The organism is Mesorhizobium sp. M7A.F.Ca.US.010.02.1.1, from assembly GCF_004023085.1.
In the GTDB taxonomy this organism is placed as follows: domain Bacteria; phylum Pseudomonadota; class Alphaproteobacteria; order Rhizobiales; family Rhizobiaceae; genus Mesorhizobium.
In genome coordinates this window covers 39,924-64,351 of sequence record NZ_RZRV01000021.1, presented here as the reverse complement: position 1 = coordinate 64,351, position 24,428 = coordinate 39,924, and the positions used below count along the sequence as shown (strand labels likewise).

The following is a 24,428-nucleotide window of genomic DNA, read 5'->3' as shown; positions in this document are numbered from 1 at the left end:
GCAGCATTCGGGTTGTATTGTTGCGTTTCACGAGTTCTACAGTAGTCTGCAACTGACTGATTTTCATGGGGCTGCGCTGGAATTCCAGGACGGTCGTCAGCGCAAGGCGGCAGTCGTGGGGGAAATAGCGCATGCCGACCAACAACTGGATCCGGTTTCTTCGGAACTACGGACCCATTCCGACCAACGATAATATGTACGACGAGACCATTCAGCGGGCGTTGGCTCGCTTGAAGATGCAGCCCATCGAGTTGCCGGCTCAGCATCTGGCATGGTTGGTCGATAATTTCAGGTCAGACGAGTGCCAGTCCATCATCCTCACTGGCACTGCCGGCGACGGAAAGACCTATCACTGCCGACGCGTGTGGCTAGAGCTTGGAGGCACGATTGAAGATTGGAATGGCGGAGAGAAGATCCAGCGCCTCAGCTTGGGGTCTCGCCAACTCATCGTTGTCAAGGACCTGAGCGAGCTTCGCTCCGACGAGAGTAAACCGCTGATCGAGCAGATGGCGTGGGATGTCGCAGACCCCAATTCCCCCAGGGTCTACTTGATGGCGGCCAATCACGGTCAGCTTCTCGAAAAGATGAAGAACGCCGGCACCGACAAGACGACCAGCGCTCTTGTCGAGGTGGTTGAGAATCTTCTCGTCGTTGGCCGCAGCGGGAACTCGGCAATCAAGCTCGATTTGAGGGATCTCAGCAGGTCGGCCGCCGCAGTGATGATCGATCAGGTCATTGATGCGGTAACGCTGCACCCCGGTTGGGACGGCTGCGCGGATTGCCCGGCGCTGAATGGAGCAACCTGTCCAATCCGTGAGAACCGCGAACGGCTGGTCGGGACCACCGACAATGGTCTCTTCCGGCGGCGGCTGGGCAATCTGGTCGAAGCCAGCGAACAGAATGGTGGTCACTTTACCATCCGGCAGGTTCTATCCCTCGTCACCAACATCATTCTTGGCCATCCCGATGCACGCGACGGACTGATGGCGTGCACTGATGTCGCGGAATTGGCAGCTGCGGGAACCGCGGAGCGAGCCAGTCCCTACCGCAATGTGTTCGGCGGCAATTTGAAACCAAGCCGTGCAGAAAGAACCGAACCCTTTCGCAAGCTCAACCTCTTCGGCATCGGCTCGGAAACGAGCAACAAAGTCGACAATATGCTGGTTTATGGCGCCGACGATCCGGCACTGGTGGAAACCTACCGGGCCCTGGTGCAAACCGATCAGGTCTACGGCGAGACGCCAGCCTATAAGCGGGGGCAACAGTCCTACCTCGAGGGCGACGATCCCAACGCTGTCGCCCGTTTTCTCGGGCTCCTTCGCGGGCAGCGTCAGCGGCTCTTCTTTACCATCTCAGATGAGCTAGCAGACACATTGGACCTCTGGGACCTGACCGTCTTCCGGTACGCCGGGCTCTATCTCGAGACCAGTCGCGCGTTGGCCGAAAAACGAGCGTTGCCGCGGCAGGTGTTGCCCATGCTCATCCGCGGGCTGAACCGGGTGTTCACCGGCATGCTGATCCAGAACCAGGACGAACTTGTTCTTGCAAGTTCGGGAAGCCAATCGCAGTCGAGAACCAGCCCTCTGCTCGAGGAATTCGTACCGGTGGCCCGCCGGGCCGGCGAGGAGGTGGCGCTGCTCGGTGACGGGGATGGAGGCATGAAACTGGTAGTTCGGCTCGCACGTGACGATCCGCCTGAAGTCACGCTGCAACTGTCGACGACCCGCTTTGAGTTCTTGGGACGTGTGGCCGAGGGCGCACTGCCGACGAGTTTTTCGCTCGAGTGCCATGAGGACCTTCTCGCATTCAAGGCACGACTGCTGAGCGCCGTCGAACGGCGGCGATTCCTTGATGGAGACGACCGCGGTGACGGGATCGTCCTCAAGTTTATCGACCTCAATTCTGATGGCCGTGCATCATCGCGTAGCGTCACGGTGAGGCTCTGATGATGGAGATTCTCAAACGCCCTATTTCCCATGAGGACCGCACTGGACCCGCGTTCTGGGTCGACGAAGCGATCTGGGGGCATCGCCTGCATGACGAACAGACGCCCTGGCTGATCCTGCTTGAATTCCTTGGCGTGCTCCGATCGGAGCAGGTTGCCGGCCGCGCCTTGGCGGAAGAGGAGTTCAACGCACTGTCCTATCGTCCGCAGACGCAATTGCGACTGCGCAATCTCATCTTCAACAATCCCTACCTTTTGACCATCGGCGCCGAAGGGCTTTCCGACGATGCAGCCTGGACTAAATGGCTGGAGTTGATGGAACAGAACGCCGGCGGCCTGGAGAGCCGGGATTTCAGTTACCTGCGCGGACGCTTCGACAGCTTCGACGATTTTGCCTCCGTCGTCGGGTTCTTGCAGTCGTCCGCCATCGAAGGCGCCAGCAACAAACGCTGGAGTTCAAAGTTCGTCTTCCCCTTCGGTCCCAGCGCGCTTTACGAGGATGCCGCGGTGACGGCGTCTGGTGTCTCAACCGACAGGCGCTTTTTTGCTCGAACCGGCGAAGTTCTCTACCTGATGCTGTGCCGGTCCAAGCGAGCGGTCGAGCTCAGGGACCGACTGGTCGGAAAGCTCTTCGATCAGCCAACCGTCTACGACCGGCTGGTCGCCGCCCTGCAAGACGAGCCACAGCTTGCCGAGCGTGATCGGCCGGGCTCCTATTTGCCCTGCTCGACCCACCCGATCTTCGATCAACTTGCCGAGGATTGGATCGCTATTCTGGACAGCCCGATTTCGGTGTTCGACGCTCTGCCGCACATCGTAACCATCACCGGGCTCAATCTTGTTCGATACCAGCTTGACCGGGCGCGTGAACTGCTCGACTCGGTGCCCATTACGATGATTTGCGAGATCGTATCGCCACGAAAGACCGTGATCCGTGACCTTGCGGCGGACTCCTTCCAGGCGAACAATGCGCTGCCGGGTCTTGCCATTGAGCATTACGTCCGCAGTGCTGAAACTTCTCATGAGTGGCAGCTCGCCATGGCGTCGGACGACGCTGTTCTCAGCGCCGCGGAGGTATTGGGACGCCAATTCGACTGGCCGGATCCCGACGACCTACCGACCGGGATGAGCAATCCTCGAGATCTGATCGACGAGCTCGTCGGCAGGGCGAAAACCAGGCACGCGCAGCATGTGGGCAAAGTTCATTCGACCTGGGCGCGGCAGATCGGGCTGAGCTCGCGTCGCTCAAGCCGCCGCGTGCGTTACGCGCCGACCGACCGGCTGCTCAAGACGCTGGTTGTTTGCTGCGTGAGCGAGCGTATGGAGTTCAAAGACTTCCTCGCCGCGCTACACGACCGCTATGGCTTTGTGATCGGAGATCAACAGGCCGCGAGCATCATCGGCGCCGGAAAAGCCGATCAGGAGGACTTCTCCGACAATGCGCGGCGGCTTGAAGAACGGCTGATTAGCCTCGGCCTGCTCAACCGCCTGTCAGACTCGGCAGCCTACGTGGAAAATCCGTTTCGCCGCGAGGTGCGAGCATGAACGCTCTCGATCTGATCGGCACGGCAGGCGCTGCGGCGCTCCAGGAGCGCCTGCAGGGCCTCGGGGCCGACAGCGGCACCGCACGCTTCATGCTTGATCGCCTTACGGGGCCGCAGGTTGCCGCGATCGTCAGGCAGCTGGTGTCCGATTCTTCGATCCAGTCGCAGGTCAAGATTGCTGTGCCCCGAGCACTCGTCGATGGCCAGGGTCTGCCGGAATCGGTGATCACCGATGAGAGGACCGTGGCGTGGCGACATGCAGAGTGCGACCGTCCCGCGCTCCTCATCGCGAACACCGACGATGATCAGGGCGCTTCGCTGCACGATGTGGCGCTGATCGGCGCCAAGGAACTGAAAGAAGGCCCCTTCTATTGGGTCCTGCCTGCCTCCGACGGTCTCGGACTACCGCAAGAGCACATCGAAGCATGGCAGATCGCCCTCAAGGCTCTGTCCAGTGTCGATGACTGGCCGCTCGCGCAACTCAGCAATTATGTTGCCATGACGCGAGAAGCGATCGACAGCATGTCGCTCCCTGTCGCGGATGCACTTGGCTGGGCGCTCCCGGCGCTGCAATTGCCGCGCGACACAGGATACTTCCGATCGCAACGGCCCAAGGACCTGCAGCAGCAAAGCCGCTGGCGACGCCTCTACGACAAACTCATCACTGACCGTAGACCATTGCTTTCCAAGCAGCGGCCCAATCGCCAGCCGATCGAGGCCGATGAGCTGCAGGATCAGTTCGAGACCGTTCGGGACGAGATCGCCGCCGAGTTGCACCCGACGATCGAGGCGTTCGTCGACGCGCCAGCCGGGTGGCGTGAGGCGACCGAAAAGCTCGCTGAGCTCGAGTGGGAACAGGACAATATTCTTCTCATCTTCTCGGGCCTCAAGCTCAAGAAGTTGAAGCTTCCAGAAGAGACCGCTCAGTTTTTCGACTACGAGCGTCCCGATCGCCTCAGCGACCCGGACAAGGCGTATCTCGGCGATCTCAAGAGCCGATCCCTCAAGGAGTCGCGGGAGGACGACCGCGAGTTCTTCGAAGCTCATCGGGAGGATCTCGCGGCCAACAGGCAGTTGCGGGCCAAATGGGAGAAGTTCGTCTACGGACGCCCTATTGAGTGCACGGATTTCCTCGATGGCTTGGTCCGCAGCATCGAGCGGCTTTTTGCCCAGCTCGGCACGCTCAAGATGCCTCGGCGGATCGAGATCCGGTCTTCACGCCGGACAAAGACGCAGTGGTTGGACATGAATGTCGACGTGGCCCGCGCCTTCAGCCTCAAGCACAAGGCCCTTCGTCAGGTTCTCCCACCAGCGGTCAGCTGGGACACTCCGCACATTTTCGAGTTCGAAACGCTCCTCGAAGCCGCAAGCAAGAGTCGGAAATTCCGCGAGAACGTCTCGACGTCGCGCGCAAACATTCAGATCAAGTTCGATCTCACTCTGACGGTGGGAAGCGGCCCCGGTGCGGAGAAAAACACGGTTCAGTTGATCTGGCGGGCCGAGCCAAACGCGATCGGCTTGGCCTTGCCCGATGACCTGGCCAGGCTCGAGAAGAACCCATTCGGCATTGCCGAAGTGTCGCGCATGCTGGTCAGCAAGAAGGGAGCGATGCAGTCGGTGTCGCTCGCCGACGTGGGTACCCTGCAGCCCTCCTTCCGCCAGGACGCCGGTTCGTTGGTTCCACGGTCGACCAATGTCGAAGACTTGAGCAAGGCCCTGCCCAGGGCCATCAAGGCAGCCGTCGCGGGCAGTCGAATGACGCCGCCTGCCGGCGCGGACCTTGGAGAGGCATGGACTGCCTTCGTCGCGGGCTACTCGGCCGCGATCGACGATTGGCGGACGAACGGCATGGGGGGAACAGCGCAGCTCGAACAGGCCGATCTGTACGCAAGGCTGCTGGATCAACTTCGTATCTCGGCGCCAGGTGACTTAAACCGGCGGGACCTGTGGGAACCGATCCTGAGGATCGGCACGGTTCAGATTGCCGGTTCGACGCCGGCTGCGGTCGTAGCGCCGTGGCACCCGATGCGGATGGCCGCAACGGCAGTCAAGATGCGATCTCTTTGCGGCCTGATTGATCATCTGCTCAAGGCGGAGGAAGTCAATTTCGGCGACCAGCGGCTCTTTTTTGCCGATCTCCGGTCCGAACTCGCTCACCCTTATTATCCGGAGGCAGTCCCGGGCTTCACCGGGGGCGAAGCGGTTCTCCTGACGGAGACGAGCACTCTCAACGACTACAGCTTTATGGAACGGCCGGTTCGCGATCCCTCGGAAGCGTCCACCGATGTGGATCCGGCCGAGGCCGCACGTGAGATTCGCGGGCTGATCGGCCGATATCTCGACTTGCAGCCGCATGAGCGCGCCAATCTCAGCATCATGCTCTACAACTGCGATGCTGCTGGCCTGCCATTGGCCACGGTCAACGCGTTGGGGTCAGTTCACGAAGACGAGGTCCACTGCAACGTCCTCGTCCGCCATCGAGACCGCTCTAAGCTCAACAAGGTCTATACCGATCTGCTGGATCAGTCCGGCAACGACCCCGACGCCATCGTCGTCAGTGAAACCTCACTCAACTTCATGTCGAAGCTCAGAATTGGGGTGATGCTTGAAGGCAGCACGGGGCGGCGGGCTCCTGACGAGCGCAGCGTCGACGTGGCGTTCCTGCACGATGTCGTATCGCGCCAGGCGAGGGAAGCCTGGTTTTCCGTACCACGCAACGACGACACGGACCCATCGATCGCCGACCACGTGCCGCCTCGCTGGTCCTATCGCCGGGTTGTTGGAGAAGAGCAGCTCACTGCAACAAGCTATCTGGTTTCGCCACGCCAACCTCGGGTCGGCTGGTGCTATCTCGACGCTCTGGCGGCCGTGATCCGCAAACAGTCGCATCGCGACAACGAGCATTACCTGCCCGCGCGTCAGATTTCGCTGCAGGACCATGGCCTGGAGGCCATGTTCAAGGATGTTCACGGCCTGGCCGAGTGGGTCGCCACTTATGACGACCTCCTCGATAAGCGGCAGCTCATGGCGCAGGGCATCAAGGTCATCCGATATCGGCGCGAACGGACGCACGGCCGCAACATGGTGGTGTCCTCGACCTCGGACCTCCGCGTCCTGCCGGTGCTTGTCCGTCGACGCCTCGATCAACTCAGCCTCGGGCTGAGCGACGACCGTTTATCTGCACTTGCCGAGAGGATGATCGCCGATGCGACGGCCATCTCTGGCGATGTTATATTGCGTGCGGCCAAGCGCGGCGTATCAGCGGGGGAGTTGATAGGCCTAGTGCTCAGTCGTGCTCTTGTTGCTGAGGAGTTTTCGAAGCGTCCGGCATCGTGGTTCCTTCTTGACGACTACGCGCAGTGGCTGGGCCAGCGAGAGGAAGGGATTGCCGACATCCTTGCGCTGAGCGTCGACCCGGGGCCCGATGGGAGCCCACGACTTCGCGCTGTCGTAACCGAAGCGAAGTATGTCGAGGCCAGTGGTCTGGCGGAAGCCAAACGTCATTCCAGCCAGCAGTTGCGACAGACAATGCGCCGGATCGAGGACGCGCTCTTCGGCGATCCGGGGCGGCTTGACCGTGACCTGTGGCTGTCGCGTCTTGCCGACATCCTGCTCGATGAACCGTCGGCTCTGACCGCGAGCTTTTCGCTCGAGGAGGTGAGGAATGGCATCCGCAATGGCACGGTGGAGATCGATCTAAAGGGCTACTCCCATATTTTCGTTTCGGGACCCGCAGACGCGGGTGGTTCGTCCGGCGATCAGGACGAAGTGACCGAAGTCCGGGGACTGCAGGAGATCTATACGCGCGAAGGTCTGCGGCAACTGATCAAGGCCTATGAGGCCTCTGAACCGTTGATGCCGATCAGAAGCGCCCTGGGAGATCGCAGGCCGTGGGAAACGTCTGAGTTTCGCGCGCCGGCACCGCGCGTTCGGTGGACTACCAAGAGCGGCCCAGCCAATGGTACCGGCCCAGAGCCGGACGCGCCTCCGCCAAGCCCTCATCCAACGACACCCACGCCCCTTCCGCCCGAGCCCAACGTGAGCGCGAGAACAGCGCCTGTTGCTGATGCCGGCGAGGCTCTGCCTCATACCACTGCCCGCTCCACCGCGCCTGATCGGGAGGAGCAGCAAGCAGCCGAACCGATCTCAGGGGACAACGAGAGCTTTGCCGGCTTGGTGTCCCGGAGAGCAGGGCAGGTGCAAGAGGCGGCTGGCGAGGACGAACAATGGCTCGAGGCCACAGCCGGCCGGCTGCGTACGGCGCTTATGGGTTACAATCTACAGGCCAAGATCGCGGGGATGCGATTGACGCCAAACGCTGCCTTGGTGCGATTTGTTGGCAGTGACCGCCTGCGTGTCGAAGACATCGATGCTAAACAATCCGCCCTTCTGACCACGCATGGCCTGCGAGTGATCTCGATCTCGCCGCTGCCCGGCGAAATCGTGGTCGGCGTGGCTAGAGCAAAGCGGCAGATTGTTTCGATGTGGGATCTCTGGCAGCGCCGCGCCCTGAATCGCAATGCCGCCGGTCTCAACACGAGCTTCCTTCTTGGTCTGCGCGAGCTCGACGGCGAAATTCTCTATCTCAACTTGGGTGGGCCATTCGCTGGCGTGTCACAACACGACCCGCATACGCTCATCGCCGGTGCGACTGGCAGCGGTAAATCGGTGCTGATCCAGGCGCTGATCCTCGACATCGCCGCGACCAATCCTAGCGCCCTAGTCCACATTCATCTGATCGATCCAAAAATGGGCGTCGACTACTCCGCAATCGAGCGATTGCCGCATGTGAAGGGTGGGATCATCATTGACCAAGCGGCTGCGATCGAAATGATGGAAGGTCTCGTCATCGAGATGGACCGGCGATACGAGCTGTTCAGGCAGAGCGGGGCTCGCGATATCCGATCGTTTAACATCAAGGCCGCGCCAGAAGCACGGCTGCCGATGAAGTTTCTCATCCATGACGAGTTCGCCGAATGGATGCTGACGGAGGATTACAAGGGTGCCGTCACCTCGATTGTTTCCAGGCTCGGCGTGAAGGCGCGAGCCGCCGGCATCCATCTCGTCTTTGCAGCACAACGGCCGGATGCCGGGGTCATGCCTGTTCAGCTGCGTGACAATCTCGGTAATCGGCTGATCCTCAAGGTCGCGAGCGTCGGAACCTCAGAGATCGCCCTCGGGACGAAGGGCGCCGAAAACCTGCTCGGCCTCGGGCACCTGGCCGCGCGGCTGAGCGGCGAGGCCTCGACCGTCTTCGCACAGGCACCATTCCTGTCCGACGAGGATATAGAAGACGTCGTTTCGGCGATCGCTGCTCAGGACGGCTGAGCTGGCAACACCGGAAGCGCGGGAGGACAGAACATGAGGATAATGGCGTAGATGACCCCAGCGCAGGACATCACCGCCGCGACCCACAATAGGAACTGAATGATCTTTACCGTTGAGGGCGGCCATTTCTTGTCCTTGTCCTTGTCTTTGTCCTTAAGCGAGACCGCATATTCGCCGTCGAGCTCGTTCAGGTTGGTGATGTAGAGACTGAAGGCCTTACTGAAGCGGCCCATAATGAAAACGCTGGCGACACTTACGACGGCCGCAAAAAAGAAAATGCCGACCGCGATGACACGATCGGTTTTGAGTTGGGATGCCGCGAAGTACCACAAGCCGCCGATCGCCACCGAGAACAGTGGGGGAATTTTGTAGAGGATGTCGTTCATCGCCCGGAAGTGGGCGTATTGCTCTTTGTAGATATCTTTGACGCTGACGTCGTTGTCGTCGAGCATGGAATGCGCATCTCCTGTTCGCCTCCTATGCTATCAGTAAACCGCCCGTGCCTCGACCATGGGGCAGACTTCGAATTTTCCCCGTTCCGGATTAGGTAGAGCTTGATCCGAAGACAGAGTCACATGCGCTAATGCCGATCTACCTTGATGGCCACTCGACAACACCGCTGGCGCCAGAGGCGATGGAAGCGATGGCACCTTGGTGGCATGCTCAGGTCGGCAATCCGCACTCACCTCACCTGAGTGGCATGTTGGCGTCCCAAGCCGTTGAGACTGCGCGCGCGGAACTCGCGTCGCTCATCGGCTCTGATCCACAGGAACTCGTCTTCACCTCGGGGGCGACCGAAGCGAACAACATCGCGATAAGGGGCATTGCGCTCGCCGCCCTCGAAAGCGGCGTCGGCCGGCGTGACATCGTTGTATCAGCCATCGAGCACAAGAGCGTGCTGTCGTCCGCGCGGTCGCTGCGTAGCGCCGGCTTCCGCATCATCGAAGCGCCGGTTGATGTGAACGGCATCGTCGATATTTCAGCTCTTGAACGGTTGGTCAGCACCGAGACCCTCTTGGTGTCGGTGATGGCGGTCAACAACGAGGTGGGATCCATCCAACCCCTCGACCAAGTCGTTCGCATGGCTCGTGCGGCCGGGGCGCTCGTGCATGTCGATGCTGCACAGGGGGCCGGCAAGCTGCCTCTGGACCTTGCGGAGGTCGATTTAGCGAGCCTGTCGTCGCACAAAATGTACGGTCCAATGGGCATCGGTGCGCTGTTCATATCATCTGCCGCTCCTCTCCGCCCCTTGCCGGTGTTTTTCGGCGGCGGTCAGGAGGCTGGCATCCGTCCTGGGACCGTACCGACGCCGCTCGTGGTCGGGTTTGGCGCCGCCGCCAAGATCTCCAGGGAGCGGCTCAAAGCGGACGCCGCCCATTCAGCGGGCTTATCGGCCCTGTTCCTGGAAGAATTGCGTAGCAGGCAAGTGCAATTCATCGAAAATGTTTCTGTGCCGCAACGCGTATCCGGAAGCTTGAGTCTGAGATTTCCGGGCAATGATGCCATGTCGATAATAGCCAGGGCCGGCGATCGTATCTCGATTTCCGAAGGATCAGCCTGCACGAGTGGGCAGATCACTGCATCGCACGTCCTCCTTGAAATGGGATTTACTCACCATGAAGCTGCGGAAACTGTCCGTTTGTACTTCTCCCGCTACAATACCGAACCGGACGCCACGGACGCGGCGGTCGTGCTATCGGAAATAGTCGGCCGCTAGGGATTGCTGCTGGCGGATGTCTCCAGTAGCATCCGCTCCAATGTTGAACGACCTCTATGATCCGGCCACCGCGATTCGCGTTTCGGGCCACGAGACCTTCTCTCTTCGGCTCTTGTGGCTCAAGAAAGCGTTCGATCATGCGTCCGGCCCGGATGGGATCGATCGTAGAACATTTCAGGAACAAAACGCAATCGCCACCTTCGGCGTCGGCAAGAATATGGCGCTCTCGATGCGTCATTGGGCCTTGGCGACGAAGATCCTGGCGGACGGCCCCACTCACCTTCACGCCACGCCCCTAGGGCGCCTGATCTTCTCGGACGGCATTGGGCTCGATCCATATCTCGAACATCCATCGACGCTGTGGTTGATGCATGCCCACCTTGTGAGTGAGCCGCACGCCGCAACGACGTTCTACTACGCCTTCAACCTGCTCAATCAGATTGCCTTCACCAGGGACGACCTCGTGAGGGCCATGGCGGCGATCGTTGAAGCGCGCGCAACCGCAAGAGCAACCGCCGAGACCCTCAAGCGCGACGTGGAAGTGTTCGTTCGCAGCTATGCGCCGCGTCACTCCGATGCAGGGGAAGACGCGGTAGAACCGCTGCTCGTCGAACTCGGCCTCCTGCGCGAGCAGCGTTCGACCGGGCAACTCGAATTCGTCCGCGGGCAGAAGCCCTCCCTGGAAGACAGCATATTTGCGCTCGTGCTGAAGCAGTTCTGGGAGCGTCATCACTCGCTGTCCCCCACCCTCTCGGTGGAGCAGGTGCAGTATGACCCCGGCTCCCCCGGGCGTGTCTTCAAGCTAGACGAGGATAGCCTGGTCGCACGCCTGATGAGCATCGGGGACGCCACCGGCGGGAAAATGGTGTGGACCGATACGGCGGGCCTCCGTCAGGTCGCTCTGGCTGGCCGTCTCGAGGAAATCGACGAGATGGACCTCGTCAAAGCCGGTTACCGCGGGCGGAGAGCGGCATGACCAAGCTCGCCGACATCGTCAAGGTCGAACGCCGGTTCGCGCTGTCCGCTCGGGTCGACACCGATCTCAACGGCACGCCGCCGCTCACGGGATACGTGTTGCAGGCGAGCGTGCGCAAGTCGCTGGTGGCCATGCTAGCGGGGATCGCGGAAGGGTCGCAGTTTGCGTTCACCTGGACCGGCCCCTACGGCGGCGGCAAATCCTGTGCGGCGCTGCTGGTTGCCAATCTGGTCGCCGGCAACAAGAAGCAGCGCGCTCTCGCCGAAGGGATCGTTGGGGAAGATTTGGCGGAGCAATTTTCCTCTGCGTTTCCTGGGCGAGGCCGCTCGTGGGATGTACTGGCACTGACCGGCCGGCGCACGAGCCTGGCGGGCGCCTTGGCGGACGCGGCCGCAGAGCAATTTGAATGGCCTGAAGCGACGCGGGAAGCAGCGCACGACGAACGAGCACTTATCGACCAACTGGAAGCGCGTGCTCGTCAAAAGGGCGGCTTGCTGATCGTCATCGACGAGCTCGGCAAGTTCCTCGAGCATGCGACGAGTTCCGCAGGCGACGTGCATATTTTGCAGGATCTCGCCGAGCGGGCAGCACGCTCTGACGGAAGGCTGGTGGTTGTCGGCATCCTGCATCAGTCGTTTGAGCAGTATGCCAACCGGCTGAGCCGGACTGGTCGGAACGAATGGGCAAAAGTTCAGGGTCGATACCAGAACGTACCCTTCGTTGCGCAGGCCGACGAGGTCGCTGCGCTTATCGCTCGCGCCATTGGCAGCGACCAAGCTCCGGCAAGCGCCAAAGCGATCGCTGGCCTCACGGCGACAGCGATTTCGCACCGTCGGCCGGTCGATGTCGCGGCGTTGACGGAAATCCTAACCCAAACATGGCCATTGCACCCGGTTTCGGCCCTGTTGCTTGGACCGGTATCTCGGCAGCGTTTCGCACAAAATGAGCGGAGCGTTTTCGGTTTTCTGTCATCGTCGGAACCGAACGGATTTCAGGCCCACTTGGCGCGGACCTATGTCGACGGAAACGCCTGGTATGGTCCGGATCAACTTTGGGACTACCTGGTCGCCAATTTCGGCAGCGCCCTTTCTGTGGGTCCTGAAAGCAATCGGATGACGCTGGCTATGGAGGCCGTGGAGAAAGCTGCACTGTACGGCCCGCTGGTTGCCAAGCTTGCCAAGGCTGCCGCGGTCATCGAGCTGTTCAGGAACGGCTCTGGACTGGCTGTTGCCGACGACATCCTCTCTCTTTGTGCGCCAGAAGCGAGAAAGGCCGACGTAGGGGCGGCCATCGACGAACTGGTCAACAGGGCGATCCTCATTCGGCAGCCGCGGCTTGGGGGCTATGCCCTCTTCGCCGGCAGCGATTTCGACCTGGACGAGGCCATCTCCAAGGTCGCGCTGAAGCTCGACGCCGATGTCTTGGCTGATTTGCCGTCACGGCTTGGAGTGGGACCGATCGCAGCCAAGAGTCATTACTTCGCGACAGGCGCATTGCGCACATTCGATGTCGTCATTCAGTTTGCCGACGAGAGCCCGCAAAGTCCCGCTGCGTGGGCCAAGAGGACCGCTGCGGCCTTGGCCAAGACGAAGCGGCGGTCGGCCGGTCTTCTCATTATGCTGCTGCCCGATGCGCGAAGCTTTGAAGCGCCGGTCAAGGTCGCAGCCAAGCAGCTCAGCGTCGAATTGGAAAACCTGGGCGTCTTGGCCGGCGTGGCCGCGAGCGAGCGGGTCTATCTGCTAAGGGATCATGCGAGCGACCTCTATGCCCTGGATCGCATCGAACAGACGCATCCGCAGCTCGAGGGTGATCGGATCGCCCGCCGGGAATTGTCGGCGCGCAAATCGTTGATCGCCGAAATCGTGCGCAGCGACTTGCTGAAGGCCTTCTCTTCGGCCCGCTGGTGGGCATTCGGTGACAGCGCAAAGGATGCAGCCGGCAAGAAACTTGATGGCAGGGAACTGACCGTCCTGGCGTCGGCGCTTGCGACCGCTGCTTTCAGTAGCGCACCCGACATACAATCGGAGTTGCTCTATCGGGATAAACCCTCGACTGCCGCCATGGCAGGCCTGCGGACCTTGATGCATGCCATGGTTTCGAAGTCGGATGTGGCAGACCTCGGGATCGAGAACTTCCCGGTCGAGCGCGGGCTCTATCTGACGATTGTTCGCCCGTTGGGGCTCCATCGGCAGGACGATAAGGGCGTGTGGCGCTTCGCCGATCCAGCCGATGACGGGGCGGGCAAGACATTGAAGCCTGCCTGGACGGTGTTGGGTGAGAAGCGGGTCAACCTAGCCGAACTCTTCGACACCTGGGCAGCGCGGCCATATGGCATAAAGCGCGGCGTCATGCCCGTGCTGGTATTGTCTTATCTGCTGGCGCATAGAAATGCTGTCGCGGTCTATGTCGACGGGGCTTTCCAGCCCGCCATCGACGATATCGTCGCCGACCGTATTCTGCAGGACGCTGCGGCCATCGAGTTCCGCCGAATTTCGCGATCCAAGCGGGATGACGCGTTCGTCCAGCAGCTCGCCGCACTTCTTTCGACCGAGGCAAGCCCCGTCGAAGCGAAGGCCCTTCCGGTCGCATCGGCGCTCTATCAGCGCTTTCATGCTCTACCGCTGTGGGCGCAGCGCACCCAGACGCTGGCCGAAAATGTTCGTAGGGTTAGGGACATTGTGTTGAAGGCCAGCGACCCCGAAGCGCTGCTTTTCTCTGACCTCGCGTCCGCCCTTGACGGAGAGCCCGATCCCGGGGTCAGCGTGGTGGCGGCACTGAACAAGGCCGAGCAGGCCTATCCAAAAATGCTGGAAACGCTCCGCACGAGCCTGTCCGTGCATCTTGGTGTGGATCCGAAGACATTTGAGGGAATCGGGCCGCGGTCTTCTACGGCCTCGGGAGTGTCGGCCGAGTTGCGTGTCGATGCCTTCATAATGCGTGCCGGTGCTTTCGAGGGAGATGGCGGCGACATCGAAGGATTGGCAAGTCTGCTCGTTCATAAGCCGCCGCGGAATTGGTCCGACCGCGAGCAAGAACAAGCCATGTTCGAAATGGCCAAACTCTGCCTGCGCTTTCGCGAGGCAGAGACATTCGCCGCAGTTCGTGACCGCTCCCCAACCTCCCAGGCCATTTCGGTTATGGTCGGCTTGGACCCGAAGGAAAAACCTCTCTTTCATGCTTTCCAAGTGTCAGAGCAGGAGCTTGCGGCTGCAGACATGGCGGCAGCCGACCTGATGGCGCAGCTTCGCCAAAGGGGCATGAGGCCGGCCGTGGAGCTTGCCGCTCTCGCACGCATCGTAGAACGCCTTTCCGAAGGCAAGGGATTGGAGCCAGCATGACCACGGCGGTGCGTGAGCGTCATATCCTTGGAATTTCCGGTGGGCGCGATAGCGCTGCTCTTGCCGTCCATATGCGGCAGACGCGACCTGAGCTCGATCTCGAGTACTTCTTCACCGACACTGGCAAGGAGCTCGCCGAGGTCTATTCGTTTCTCGACAAGCTCGAGGGGTTCCTGGGCAAACCGATCACCAGGCTCAATCCCGACAGGGATTTCGACTTCTGGCTTAAGGAATACAATCACTTTCTGCCCTCCCCTAAGACCCGATGGTGCACACGGCAGTTGAAGCTCCGCCCGCTAGAGCACTGGCTGCGACACGACCTCGACGCCGGGGTGACAGTACACTCGTACGTGGCCATCCGAGCCGACGAACCTAGCCGGGAGGGCTATCAGGCCACGCATGGCAACATGCAGGTCCACTTCCCCTTGCGGGAGGACGGCATCAATCGGGCTGGCGTGATCGAGACGCTCGAGAGTGCGGGCTTGGGCGAACCCGAATACTATCGTTGGCGGACTCGATCAGGCTGCACCTTCTGTTTCTTCCAGCAAAAAATCGAGTGGGTGCGATTGATGCGCGAGCACCCCGACGCGTTCGACGAAGCCAAGGGATATGAGAAGACCGCCCGCGATCACGGCTCGCCCTTCACATGGAGCCAGGGTGAGGGGCTTGATGAACTCAGCGCGCCGGCTCGGGTAGCCGAGATCGAGCGCGAATTCGAACAGCGTCGCGCACGGCTGCTTGCCCGTCGCCGCGCTAACCCTCTGGCGGGCAACCAAACGCCAACGATAGATGACGTCTATGGAATCGACGAGGCCTCCGCAGGGTGCGTCGTTTGCCATAAATAAGTTGGCGTCGTTTTAACCGGCTCGGGATCGCTTTGATTTGAGAAGTCGCTAACCGTAAGATGCCGCTAGAAGTTATCCTGGTTGGCTGTTGGGTCTAGCGACCGTAAAGCACTTGTTCGAGCTGGAAAGCGCGCATGTCAAATAGCACCTGGACGTCACTAGTCTCCTCGATTCGTCACAGACGGGCTCCAGATGCTAAATTCTTTAAGCCCGTGTGCTTAATTGCAGCTATCGACCTAGCTGACGAAAATCTTCTGAACCCCGAAAATCTCGACACCGAGGCGATTCTTTCCCGCTTCAGAGCTTACGTTGCCGTTCTATTTGAGGCCCGGGCCGAGATGGGGTGGAAACCGCTGTGGCATTTGTCAAATGATGGGCTGTGGCGATTTCAGTTCCAGGAACCAGAGAGCAGTTCCAAACGGTTCAGCGCAGAAAAGCCGCCGGGGACTAAGGCGATACTATTTGATTACTTCGAAAAACTAGCGATCTCTCCACGCTATCGTAAAGCATGGGAAGAAAAGGCTGAAAGGCTGGCGTTGCGGCAGGCGATGTTAGACATCCTCGTGAGCGACGACGAGAGTTGCCGTCAATTTGCTCGCCAGCTCTTCCATGTCGACCTTGCGCTGCAACCGCAGCGCTGGCCATCAGAAACTGAGGTCGCGGACGCACTCCGACGGTCACGAGAACAGCTGGATCTATTTGGTGGGAATGCAGCGGCTGGGGAGCATTTAGCCGCCGAAGTGGAACGGGCGCCTACCGATCTAAATCATTCCGCTGGACCCGAAATATATGCTCCCCCACCTACGCTGGAAGAAATTGAAGCAGTTGCAAGTCCCACTGCAAGCCTCAACAATGTTAGTGAAATCGACCTTGCTGCCAACCCTCGCGTGGATACGCCCGGGTCACCTGCTTCAGCCGAGCTATTAGAGACCCCAGACACTCAGATAGTGCAAATTCGTGTGATTCTACAGTCGTTGCCAGGTAACTCACCGAAAGGGCTCGTCTTCGCCTTAGCCGCGTATAAATCCGAGTTGGAAAAACGTGCCACACGCCCAATTCTAGGCATTCTTTCTAATCAAGTTGCTATAATCGATGCCGAGTATAACAGCTCCGATGCCATTGACTGGCTACCTCCAGGCTTGAGGGTGGCATTTTCTGATTTCTTTAGATGTCATCAACTTCTTACCGCGCACTTTCCCTTCATTTCGGAGCGGGAGGACGTTATTTCTCGGATCGATGTCGATGAGACTAAGGCAACGGGGGAAAGGCTGATTAAGCCGTTCCGAGTTGCCCTCGAGATGGCGACGGCAGCAAAAAGCGCGGGCGTCGCAACAAGTGACGTAGTACAATTTATGCAGGAGTTGAAGCAGGGTGCTGAAGTTCTAGCTACCCTGCCCCACGATGTTGTTGTTCCGGAGATCGATATCCGAGGCAGGAGCGTCACCTTCCCCACACCGAAACAGAGGCTTATTGGGACGGCAATCGGCTTCTTGGAGAGAGCTTATAACCTATTGGGCACGTCGGTCACCCTTGGGACTGCGACTTATGTAGCTTTCGCTCAGAACGTTGCAGCGGTGCTGGAGATGTTGAAAGCGCTCATGCACATTCGTTGAGTGTCGTTACTATCATCAACGGCGATCAACAGATCGGAATGCTAGGCGTTATCACTTAGCTTGCTGACTCCAGAGCCTGGGAGCAGCTCGTGCTGTGTCCCATTGACCTCTGTCTCCAACTTCGACGTCGCCAGCCCACAAAGTTATGAAGCGGGCCAGCAGCCATTGCTACAGCTCCAAAGCATGCACCTCATGGAGGCGGGCAACGACTTGGACATGCCCCGAGGCGATTGATGAGTCTTGGGCTAACTGCGTCTTCTGCCACACGTAAGTCGGGTGTTCAGATCCCGAGTGTCGCAGGCAACTGAATCGTCTGATCGTTGGGGCTCCCCAACGTCCGGCGATACTCGGCGAGCAGGTCGGCCCTTGCCCCCAAACCAGCCATGTGACGCAGGAGATCAAGTGCAAGCGATTTGCCCGTCGTCTTGATTGTGTTCCGGCCGGTGTCCCATATAACGCCAGCATACGGCGCCCCAGCCAGATCTACCGGCGTGCCCTTGAGCAATGCGACGGCCTGGTCTAGTTCGATAGCGCGAGCCTTGGCAAGACTGGTGGCCAATCTAGCGAATAGCTCAAGCCCTATCGGGCGGAAGAGCAGGTGCCCGCCGTGGGGTCCGCGCTGGGTGGACGTGACGGCTTCGGGATCCTGATTTTTCATGACGCCTTTGACGGGGGGGAAGGCCTTGCCGAGGGCTTCGAAAAACCCTGTCGCGAAGAGGTAATACTCATCGAGGCGATCGTCGCTTGGCCTATTGAATCGGAGGTTCCGATCGCTACGATTTCCGCTCTTGTGCAAGAACAGGACTTTGAGAACGTCATAAAGGTTCGTGATCGTCGTGAGGCATGTCTTGTTGCCCACCGGGATGTTGGGGCTCCCGATAACGGCAATACGAGGGTCTCGAAAATCATCGTTGGATTCGACGAGCCGACGAGCAGTGATAGCCATCACGTCGTCCTCGTCCAAAGCGATGATATCTTTCTTACGGACGGGCACGGCTGTCTTGTTCAAGGTGGTGAAGAGGCGCCGTGTACGCTGAAGTCCTGTCTTGTTTGTCTTGTGACCAACTAGGAGCACCGAGACGACGTCGTTCTCCGCTTCACTCCCCGAGGCAATTGCAGCGCGAATCCCCGCCAGCCGGTGCTGTCCGTCAACCGCGAAGATTTTTGCTTTGGCCCCCAAGCGGAGAAAGCCGAGCGCGTCCATCGCCTCCTCCGCGACTTCAGCGAGAATGTCAGCTTGGGTGGAGGATTTGAAATTGCCCACCTCGTACCATTCAGGGTTGCCACCGTATGTGGCGAGCACGAGAGCGTTGAAGAACCGCTCGGGCGTGTTCAGGTACGCCGCTATGTGATCGGCTCGCTTGCCCTCCAAAGTGCGCTGGATCAGCTCCGACAATGCCTTGGACTCATGAATGTCGTCAGCGTAGTTCACTCTCGTCGCCAGATCGCGCATTGGCATCAGGCAGGAGTAGTAGGTCCAGTCCCCAAACGTTCCCCGGAGAGCTGGCATGGTCAATGGAGTCTTGGGTGCTGGTGCCATCAGAATGCCGCCGCCTTCGCCGCCGTTATGGTTGCCTCAATGTCCCGTTTGTTGACCGGCGGGATGACTGCTGACAGGAGCGACTTTTCCATCTTGCTGAGATCGACGCTGCTTCCGGCCAAAGGAACGTAGTTGAAGAACAGATCGCCTGACCAGTTCTTCAGCATGAAGAAGACGGCTGGCCTCCCGTCCTCCTTCTTCAGGTTAGCCACATACTGCCGGTAGCGGCTGTGCAAGGTTGCCGCCGAAGTGTCACCTGTAATGCCGACGTACAGTATGTAGCCATGCTGGGGCAGCTTGCTGGGCGAGAGCTCGACTGTGAAAGCGTATATGCCCCGCTCTTTTGGGATGTGGACGTGGTTCGCCTCGTCGAAACGAGTCTTCTGCCAAGTGAGCTTGTACTTTGTTTTGAACTTTCGCCACTGGGTCATGCTCAACGAGAACTCGTGCAGCTCGCCCTTGTATTTCTTGGTTTGGTTGACCAGATCCGAGTGAATTCCCAAGCCGCTTCCCCATAGCGCTTATTGCAAAGACGTTCTTCAAGCAGCTTCCTGCTCAAATTTCCAATCAGCCCGCTTGACCACGTCGTGAGACCCCTCGGTAAGGCCGGGATCGCAGTCGTTGTTCAATATCTCGGGGACCCGACGTGTCTACTAATACACTCTTTTAGCCAGCGTCTCCAAATAGTTGAATGGGCCGTTTGACCACCCAGAAGACGCCCCCATCTATCTCCTGCACCTCGGGAACGGTCAAAGTCCCTTCAACGGCAGCTGGATATGCTAGTTATTGATGGCCACCAATTCGAAGGGAAGCCCTTTTACAAAGGCGCCCCAGCTGTCGAGGATAGCCTCAATGCGCGACGGCATCTCCGCGATCACTTCCTTGCGGACATAGAAAATCCATGGCTCTTCGTCCGTCGTAGCGGCGCTGAAGAAATGCTCCCAATGCCGCGCCTCAATCTGGCGGGCAAATCGTGTTCGCTGCTCGAGTGACCATTCGAAACCACCATGAAACATCTTGTTTCGATATGTGAGCATGGCATCGATCCAATCCGCCGTATCGCTGGCGAGGAACGGCGCTAGACCGGTTGCTGCCGATATCTGCCGAATGCCTCTGATGATGTCGGTTCCCGCGGTGCCATCGGCATCGAAGTAGACCTGGCAGTTCCAGCGTTGGGGATGAGCGACCGCCCGGTCCCATCGCTTATGGGCCGGCGGCCCCATGCCTTTGGCTGCATAGAGTTCGCCAAGCGAGTAGAACGCCTGCGAGTGGATGCTTTCCAGCATCGGCACAATCATCCCAATCGCGGACATGCTGTTTGCCGCCTCGCTATAGGACGCGCTCGAGACGGCATCGACCCACTCGTCAACGATCTGCTCATGATGAGGTCCGCGGTAGGTCTCGCTTTCGTGCTGCAGATCGTCGATGGCTTTGGAGACAGCTTGCGAAGCCGCCCGGTTGCGGCCGAGCACGCCTTTAATCGCGCGGAGCTGGGCTTCCCAGTCGATGGTGTTGATGAGCCGGAACAGATAGTCCCGATCCTCCATGAGGTCATCGTAGCCGAGCCCGTTCTCCGGAATTGATTCCTCGTCTGGGGCGGTCATCAGCCGTTAGCCTTCGGTGGCAGGGCGCCGGCCATGGTCTCGATTTGGAGGATCGCGCGTTTGCGTGGCTCGCATTCAGTTGTCGGGTCAAAGAAGCCGGGCTGGGGATTGAAAGCTGCGATAAAGGCTTCCTCTGTTTCCCAGAACGCAACGTTGAGGAACGCCACGCCGTCGGCACTGGGATGCAGCAGTCCGAGCTCCCGTAGGCCGGGAAGGTCTGCACCCTCCACCCGCGTAAGATACTCGGTGATGAAGCCTGGCTGCCCGCGTGGTCGCTCCTTTTCGTAAGCGGCAAGGAACTGATCGACATGGCCAGCCTTGGCGACCCGCCTGATGAGAGCGATGACTGTCATAACTGAACTCCAAGAACACCGTGCCGCCGCGTTGCGGCGTTGCCACATCATAGATCGCAGATTGCTAGCCCACGGTCGCTTTGAACCATTCGGCGTTCGAAATCTCACCTGCCGCATAACGATACTGAGCTAGTAGTCTAGCCCGAGCTTCTTGTTCGGTGGCGCCGACACCAGCGTTGAGGCGAAGCTTTCTCGCCATGTCGGTCTTGGGACGGGCCATTGCCGTAACGCCTTCGGCTCCGCTCAACTGTTTCGACAAAATGACCACTTCGTAGTCGTCAAACTTAGGAAATCGCGGATCCTGAGGACAGGGGCGATCAACCGACCCGCCAAAGTGTCGAAAGCCACAGTCGAAGACCTCAACGACATCCCAATTCTTCTGCTCGTCGTCCATGGGGGCATCTGCCCGCGTTGAAAGGCCTACGCCGCAATAGGGGCACCGATACTCCTCGAGTTCGGCGTGAAGGCCCTCGATCTCTGCCTGCAGTTCGGCAATGGCGGCACCGCTCGCCAATCGCTCGAGCTCGGCTCTCGGATGGGCGGAATAGAGGTCGGGCCGAATGGTGCGCAAAATGCGTATTGCCGCCTCCATCGCGTCGACGTGGCTGGTGTCGATCGCCACCTTGTCAGCGAGAGATGGGCTGAAGTCAGAGACTTCCTTTTTTGTCACTCCGTGCCAGACGGGCAGGATGCGGATATCCTGATCGACATCGCGGTTTACGAGCGCGTGGAGCTCATGCTGGGTCCAGTTTCTCGAAATAAACGCCGGACTCACGACGACGATGCCGAAGCGAGAGTTCGCGATGCCGCGATCGATCTGCTGTGAGATGCTGTCGCCGAGCTCGAGCGAGAACTCGTCGTACCAGACGGCGACACCAAGTTTGCGCAACGCCTCGGCCAACGGTCGCACAAAGGTGGCCTTGTCCGGCGAGGCATGGCTTATGAACACGTCCGGCTTTTCAGTCACGTTGAGCATGCCTTCTCGCTTGAGCCAAAAGCTTGGTCTTGGCCGTGTGGATCTCTGCCTTGACGGCCGGCGATAGTTGAACGTTTTCGATTAGCCAGTCGCAGACCCCCGCCAGGCCCACCGCGTCATGCGCGCTTTGGGTACCATTCTCCGCATAGACGATCAGGCGTCGATAGAGGACTGGGTTGTCGGCCGACGAACCGCTACGCAGGCCGCCATGGTCAAAATCGGCCGGTGCGAATGGCAGATTATGGGTAAGCGCAGCATCCCGGACCGCGACGGTGCCCTTGCGTCCGATAAGATCGTAGAACTTGGTACCCACTCTGCGCAGCACCGCCTTTGGATGGTCAAGGAGCATCTGGCGGAACGTCTTGTCGTTCGGGGCGTCTTGCCGGCGACCCCAGAACGGAGCGTCCAAGGGCACACAGAGTTGCCTAACCGCAAAAACCACCATGTCGAGTTTATGCAGGTCCTCGGGCCGCTGGGAGAACCCAAAGATGTTGTAGCGGTTTTCCGCTCGGCCCAGGTCGTTCAAACGCTCCAAAAAGTCGTCGACCGACTCGTCCCGCCAATAGCGCATTTGCAGTTCGTCCGGCCGGATGAGGATGCTCGGAAGGAGGTCCGAGCCAATCGCCCGCACCGTCTCATAAAGCTTCACGAGGTCATGGCTATAGGCAGCGCCGTCGGCCGCCGATTTGGCTGACCGGCCGTTCACGAGTAACACGGCCTTGAGGTACTTCTCTAAGGCGTGAAGGGCGTTCCAGTAGAAGTCCAGGTAGAGGCCGTTCAAGAAGCACCACCGGGCCACCACATATGTTTGATCGGCAGTTTTAAGGAACAGCTCCTTGACGATGTCGTGCTTGATCGCGGTGAATTGGCTTGTCGATGACGCCGTGTCCGGGGTGTCAGTCATGTGGCGGGCCCCTGATCGTCAAACTCGTTCTGATCGTCGGGATCGTCTTCAGCCGTGTCAACGATCGAGGCGAACGAGGCCGCACTGCTATTCGCGTTCAGTAAGCCCGCGTCCTCGAGTGCCTCCAAGTCGGGCAGGTCGCGGAGGGTGTCGAGCCCGAAGTGCTTCAAAAAGGATTTGGTCGTCACGTAGGTGAACGGGGCGCCTGGTGTTGGACTGCGCGGGCCAGCGGTGATCATGTCCTTGTCGCGCAGGGCGCCGATGACGTCGCGCGACACGTCGCGGCCCAAGATGTCGGCAACCCCGCCGCGCGTAACCGGTTGATGATAGGCGATCGACACCAGCACCATGGCCTCGGTTTCGGTGAGATCGAGCCGCCGATCCGGTAATGCTGCCGACGCCGCGATGACTGACGCATAGGCCGGCCGCGTCCTCATTTGCCAGCCGCCCGCAACATTGACGACGTCATAGGGTTTGCGCTGCAGGTCTGCTCTGATGTCCTCGATCAAGAGGTCGATGTTGGCGTCGCGGCCAACGATCCGCGTGAGCTCCGGGCGCTCGACGGGTTGAGGCGCGGAAAAGATCACGGCTTCCACGCGGTTCATCCATTCCCGCCACCGAGCCTCCGGAGGAAGCTCGGACAGCTCGGGATCAAATTCTAAGGTCTCGTACTGCTTTGCGCGCCTGGCCATGGTCACAATCCATAGAGCCGAAAGGTCGAGCGGCCACTGAGCTCGCGCACCGCCCCGAGTTCGCCTAGTCGCTCAAAGAGCCGACGAGCGCTGCGGTCGGTAAGACCGGCGCCCGATCGGGACGGCGGTACGGCGTCGTCGTCCAACAACAGCTTCACCACTTCGCCGGCGCCTTTGGCCCGCAGCTTCGGCGAGACCTCGACCAGGTGCGCGGCGCGACCAGCCAAGTCGGCACCGACATCGCAGGCTTCAGCCGCAGCCATACAGTAGGCGACCAGTACTGCCCTACCCCATCCTTCGCCGCCCGGACGCACACGCCGACGGCCCTCGCCGATCCTGAAAGCGACGGAATTCACCTGACCCATCAACAAGGGAACCGCGACGGGCCAACGGTGCTTCTTCGCCACCAATGCGTCAGCAAGCCAGAAGGCCAGAAGCTCAGCGTCTGGGCGGGCCCTATAGAGTTCAGCGGCGAGCTCTGCCCCTAATAGGGGCGCGGGCCGTGACGAAGCCGCCAGATCCTCGGCGTTGCTGAGAACCTCGGCGAGCGCGTCATCCCATTTTACATCCAGATGCTCGGCGACCGGCCGCACCGATGCCTCGTCCAGCCCGGTTGACCGACTGGCCAAGCGGCGCCAAGCCAGCAAGATATTCCCTGCTGGTCCAGGATTGTCCCCTCCAGCCCGGAAAAAATGGGCGTCGCGCAGAGCGCCTTCTTCCTCCCTGCGACCGAGCAGCCGAATTGCGGCGCTGGCCGATTTAAGGGCGAGCCGCTGGCGCCACACTCCAGCCCAGTCAGGGGAACTGCGGACCAGATTGTCGAGCGAATTCACTGCCGCACCAGCGAGATAGCCGGCATCGACGTCGCGCTGAACGTCGCCACGCGGCCGCGCCCATGCCGGTACTTTCGGCACTACGGAGCGATGGTCGGGTGGCAAATCAAGACGAGACTTCATCGTCGAACGCTAGCAGACGACGGCGGTTTACGCTATCAAATCCATGCGTAACCGCCCCACCTGTCGGCCATCCAAAACGAATGATAATGTTGCATTA

17 protein-coding genes are annotated in these 24,428 nt (G+C 59.9%); 8 read left to right on the top strand and 9 right to left on the bottom strand.

Translation table 11 applies throughout. The features are described from left to right. The first annotated feature begins 131 nt into the window (after positions 1-131). The 3 genes from EOA19_RS21315 to EOA19_RS21305 are packed head-to-tail and all read left to right on the top strand — an operon-like array spanning position 132 to position 8,817. Positions 132-1,946: a hypothetical protein gene (locus tag EOA19_RS21315; protein WP_206638076.1), complete on the top strand. Its 1,815-nt coding sequence runs from the start codon at positions 132-134 to the stop codon at positions 1,944-1,946. Then, complete coding sequence (locus tag EOA19_RS21310) at positions 1,946-3,490, top strand: hypothetical protein (RefSeq protein WP_206638074.1); 1,545 nt, start codon at positions 1,946-1,948, stop codon at positions 3,488-3,490. Before EOA19_RS21315 ends, EOA19_RS21310 begins: the two co-directional genes overlap by 1 nt. Next, positions 3,487-8,817: an FtsK/SpoIIIE domain-containing protein gene (locus EOA19_RS21305; protein ID WP_128304736.1), complete on the top strand. Its 5,331-nt coding sequence runs from the start codon at positions 3,487-3,489 to the stop codon at positions 8,815-8,817. The genes EOA19_RS21310 and EOA19_RS21305 overlap by 4 nt, the downstream gene beginning before the upstream one ends. Here EOA19_RS21305 and EOA19_RS21300 read toward each other — a convergent pair. Continuing rightward, positions 8,805-9,269, bottom strand: a complete 465-nt coding sequence (locus EOA19_RS21300) for a hypothetical protein (protein WP_128304735.1) — start codon at positions 9,267-9,269, stop codon at positions 8,805-8,807. The genes EOA19_RS21305 and EOA19_RS21300 overlap by 13 nt on opposite strands. A 131-nt stretch (positions 9,270-9,400) precedes the next feature. Here EOA19_RS21300 and EOA19_RS21295 point away from each other — a divergent pair, with 131 nt between their 5' ends. The 5 genes from EOA19_RS21295 (at position 9,401) to EOA19_RS21275 (ending at position 17,306) form a co-directional block, all read left to right on the top strand. Next, a complete protein-coding gene (locus EOA19_RS21295) occupies positions 9,401-10,534 on the top strand; it encodes a cysteine desulfurase family protein (protein WP_128304734.1) in 1,134 nt (377 codons plus the stop codon). A 40-nt stretch (positions 10,535-10,574) separates the two neighbouring features. After that, positions 10,575-11,510, top strand: coding sequence for a DUF4007 family protein (locus EOA19_RS21290; RefSeq protein WP_128304733.1), 936 nt, complete (start codon positions 10,575-10,577; stop codon positions 11,508-11,510). Further along, positions 11,507-14,848 (top strand): ATP-binding protein, encoded by a 3,342-nt coding sequence (locus EOA19_RS21285; RefSeq protein ID WP_128304732.1) that lies wholly within the window; start codon positions 11,507-11,509, stop codon positions 14,846-14,848. Before EOA19_RS21290 ends, EOA19_RS21285 begins: the two co-directional genes overlap by 4 nt. Then, the gene (locus EOA19_RS21280; protein WP_206638072.1) at positions 14,845-15,693 is read left to right on the top strand and encodes a phosphoadenosine phosphosulfate reductase family protein; all 849 of its coding nucleotides are present in this window, start codon (positions 14,845-14,847) and stop codon (positions 15,691-15,693) included. Before EOA19_RS21285 ends, EOA19_RS21280 begins: the two co-directional genes overlap by 4 nt. A 134-nt stretch (positions 15,694-15,827) precedes the next feature. Next, a complete protein-coding gene (locus EOA19_RS21275; protein ID WP_128304731.1) occupies positions 15,828-17,306 on the top strand; it encodes a hypothetical protein in 1,479 nt (492 codons plus the stop codon). A 280-nt stretch (positions 17,307-17,586) separates the two neighbouring features. Here EOA19_RS21275 and EOA19_RS21270 read toward each other — a convergent pair whose 3' ends face one another. The 8 genes from EOA19_RS21270 to EOA19_RS21235 all read right to left on the bottom strand — a co-directional run bounded on the left by EOA19_RS21270 (position 17,587) and on the right by EOA19_RS21235 (position 24,331). Then, complete coding sequence (locus tag EOA19_RS21270; protein WP_281040486.1) at positions 17,587-18,816, bottom strand: DGQHR domain-containing protein; 1,230 nt, start codon at positions 18,814-18,816, stop codon at positions 17,587-17,589. Positions 18,817-18,845: 29 nt separating this feature from the next. After that, positions 18,846-19,349, bottom strand: a complete 504-nt coding sequence (locus tag EOA19_RS21265; protein ID WP_128304729.1) for a hypothetical protein — start codon at positions 19,347-19,349, stop codon at positions 18,846-18,848. A gap of 276 nt (positions 19,350-19,625) precedes the next feature. Next, complete coding sequence (locus EOA19_RS21260) at positions 19,626-20,450, bottom strand: hypothetical protein (protein WP_128304728.1); 825 nt, start codon at positions 20,448-20,450, stop codon at positions 19,626-19,628. Further along, on the bottom strand, positions 20,450-20,803 hold the full coding sequence (locus EOA19_RS21255) for an antibiotic biosynthesis monooxygenase (RefSeq protein ID WP_164892987.1): 354 nt from the start codon (positions 20,801-20,803) through the stop codon (positions 20,450-20,452). Before EOA19_RS21255 ends, EOA19_RS21260 begins: the two co-directional genes overlap by 1 nt. A 64-nt stretch (positions 20,804-20,867) precedes the next feature. Then, the gene (locus EOA19_RS21250; RefSeq protein WP_128304726.1) at positions 20,868-21,779 is read right to left on the bottom strand and encodes a toll/interleukin-1 receptor domain-containing protein; all 912 of its coding nucleotides are present in this window, start codon (positions 21,777-21,779) and stop codon (positions 20,868-20,870) included. After that, positions 21,763-22,683: a hypothetical protein gene (locus EOA19_RS21245; protein WP_128304725.1), complete on the bottom strand. Its 921-nt coding sequence runs from the start codon at positions 22,681-22,683 to the stop codon at positions 21,763-21,765. Before EOA19_RS21245 ends, EOA19_RS21250 begins: the two co-directional genes overlap by 17 nt. After that, positions 22,680-23,375, bottom strand: coding sequence for an SMC-Scp complex subunit ScpB (locus EOA19_RS21240; protein WP_128304724.1), 696 nt, complete (start codon positions 23,373-23,375; stop codon positions 22,680-22,682). Before EOA19_RS21240 ends, EOA19_RS21245 begins: the two co-directional genes overlap by 4 nt. A gap of 2 nt (positions 23,376-23,377) precedes the next feature. After that, entirely contained in the window at positions 23,378-24,331 is a 954-nt protein-coding gene (locus EOA19_RS21235) for a DUF1403 family protein (RefSeq protein ID WP_128304723.1), read from the bottom strand. Positions 24,332-24,428 lie beyond the last annotated feature (97 nt).

What these genes read in the sequence shown, in the direction of transcription:
- EOA19_RS21285 (WP_128304732.1), top strand. Translation starts at nt 11,507, where the DNA reads ATGACCAAGCTCGCCGACATCGTCAAGGTCGAACGCCGGTTCGCGCTG.
- EOA19_RS21270 (WP_281040486.1), bottom strand. Translation starts at nt 18,816, where the DNA reads ATGCCAGCTCTCCGGGGAACGTTTGGGGACTGGACCTACTACTCCTGC.
- EOA19_RS21290 (WP_128304733.1), top strand. Translation starts at nt 10,575, where the DNA reads ATGTTGAACGACCTCTATGATCCGGCCACCGCGATTCGCGTTTCGGGC.
- EOA19_RS21310 (WP_206638074.1), top strand. Translation starts at nt 1,946, where the DNA reads ATGATGGAGATTCTCAAACGCCCTATTTCCCATGAGGACCGCACTGGA.
- EOA19_RS21235 (WP_128304723.1), bottom strand. Translation starts at nt 24,331, where the DNA reads ATGAAGTCTCGTCTTGATTTGCCACCCGACCATCGCTCCGTAGTGCCG.
- EOA19_RS21240 (WP_128304724.1), bottom strand. Translation starts at nt 23,375, where the DNA reads ATGGCCAGGCGCGCAAAGCAGTACGAGACCTTAGAATTTGATCCCGAG.
- EOA19_RS21305 (WP_128304736.1), top strand. Translation starts at nt 3,487, where the DNA reads ATGAACGCTCTCGATCTGATCGGCACGGCAGGCGCTGCGGCGCTCCAG.
- EOA19_RS21260 (WP_128304728.1), bottom strand. Translation starts at nt 20,450, where the DNA reads ATGACCGCCCCAGACGAGGAATCAATTCCGGAGAACGGGCTCGGCTAC.
- EOA19_RS21295 (WP_128304734.1), top strand. Translation starts at nt 9,401, where the DNA reads ATGCCGATCTACCTTGATGGCCACTCGACAACACCGCTGGCGCCAGAG.
- EOA19_RS21255 (WP_164892987.1), bottom strand. Translation starts at nt 20,803, where the DNA reads ATGACAGTCATCGCTCTCATCAGGCGGGTCGCCAAGGCTGGCCATGTC.
- EOA19_RS21280 (WP_206638072.1), top strand. Translation starts at nt 14,845, where the DNA reads ATGACCACGGCGGTGCGTGAGCGTCATATCCTTGGAATTTCCGGTGGG.
- EOA19_RS21245 (WP_128304725.1), bottom strand. Translation starts at nt 22,683, where the DNA reads ATGACTGACACCCCGGACACGGCGTCATCGACAAGCCAATTCACCGCG.
- EOA19_RS21315 (WP_206638076.1), top strand. Translation starts at nt 132, where the DNA reads ATGCCGACCAACAACTGGATCCGGTTTCTTCGGAACTACGGACCCATT.
- EOA19_RS21275 (WP_128304731.1), top strand. Translation starts at nt 15,828, where the DNA reads ATGTCAAATAGCACCTGGACGTCACTAGTCTCCTCGATTCGTCACAGA.
- EOA19_RS21300 (WP_128304735.1), bottom strand. Translation starts at nt 9,269, where the DNA reads ATGCTCGACGACAACGACGTCAGCGTCAAAGATATCTACAAAGAGCAA.
- EOA19_RS21250 (WP_128304726.1), bottom strand. Translation starts at nt 21,779, where the DNA reads ATGCTCAACGTGACTGAAAAGCCGGACGTGTTCATAAGCCATGCCTCG.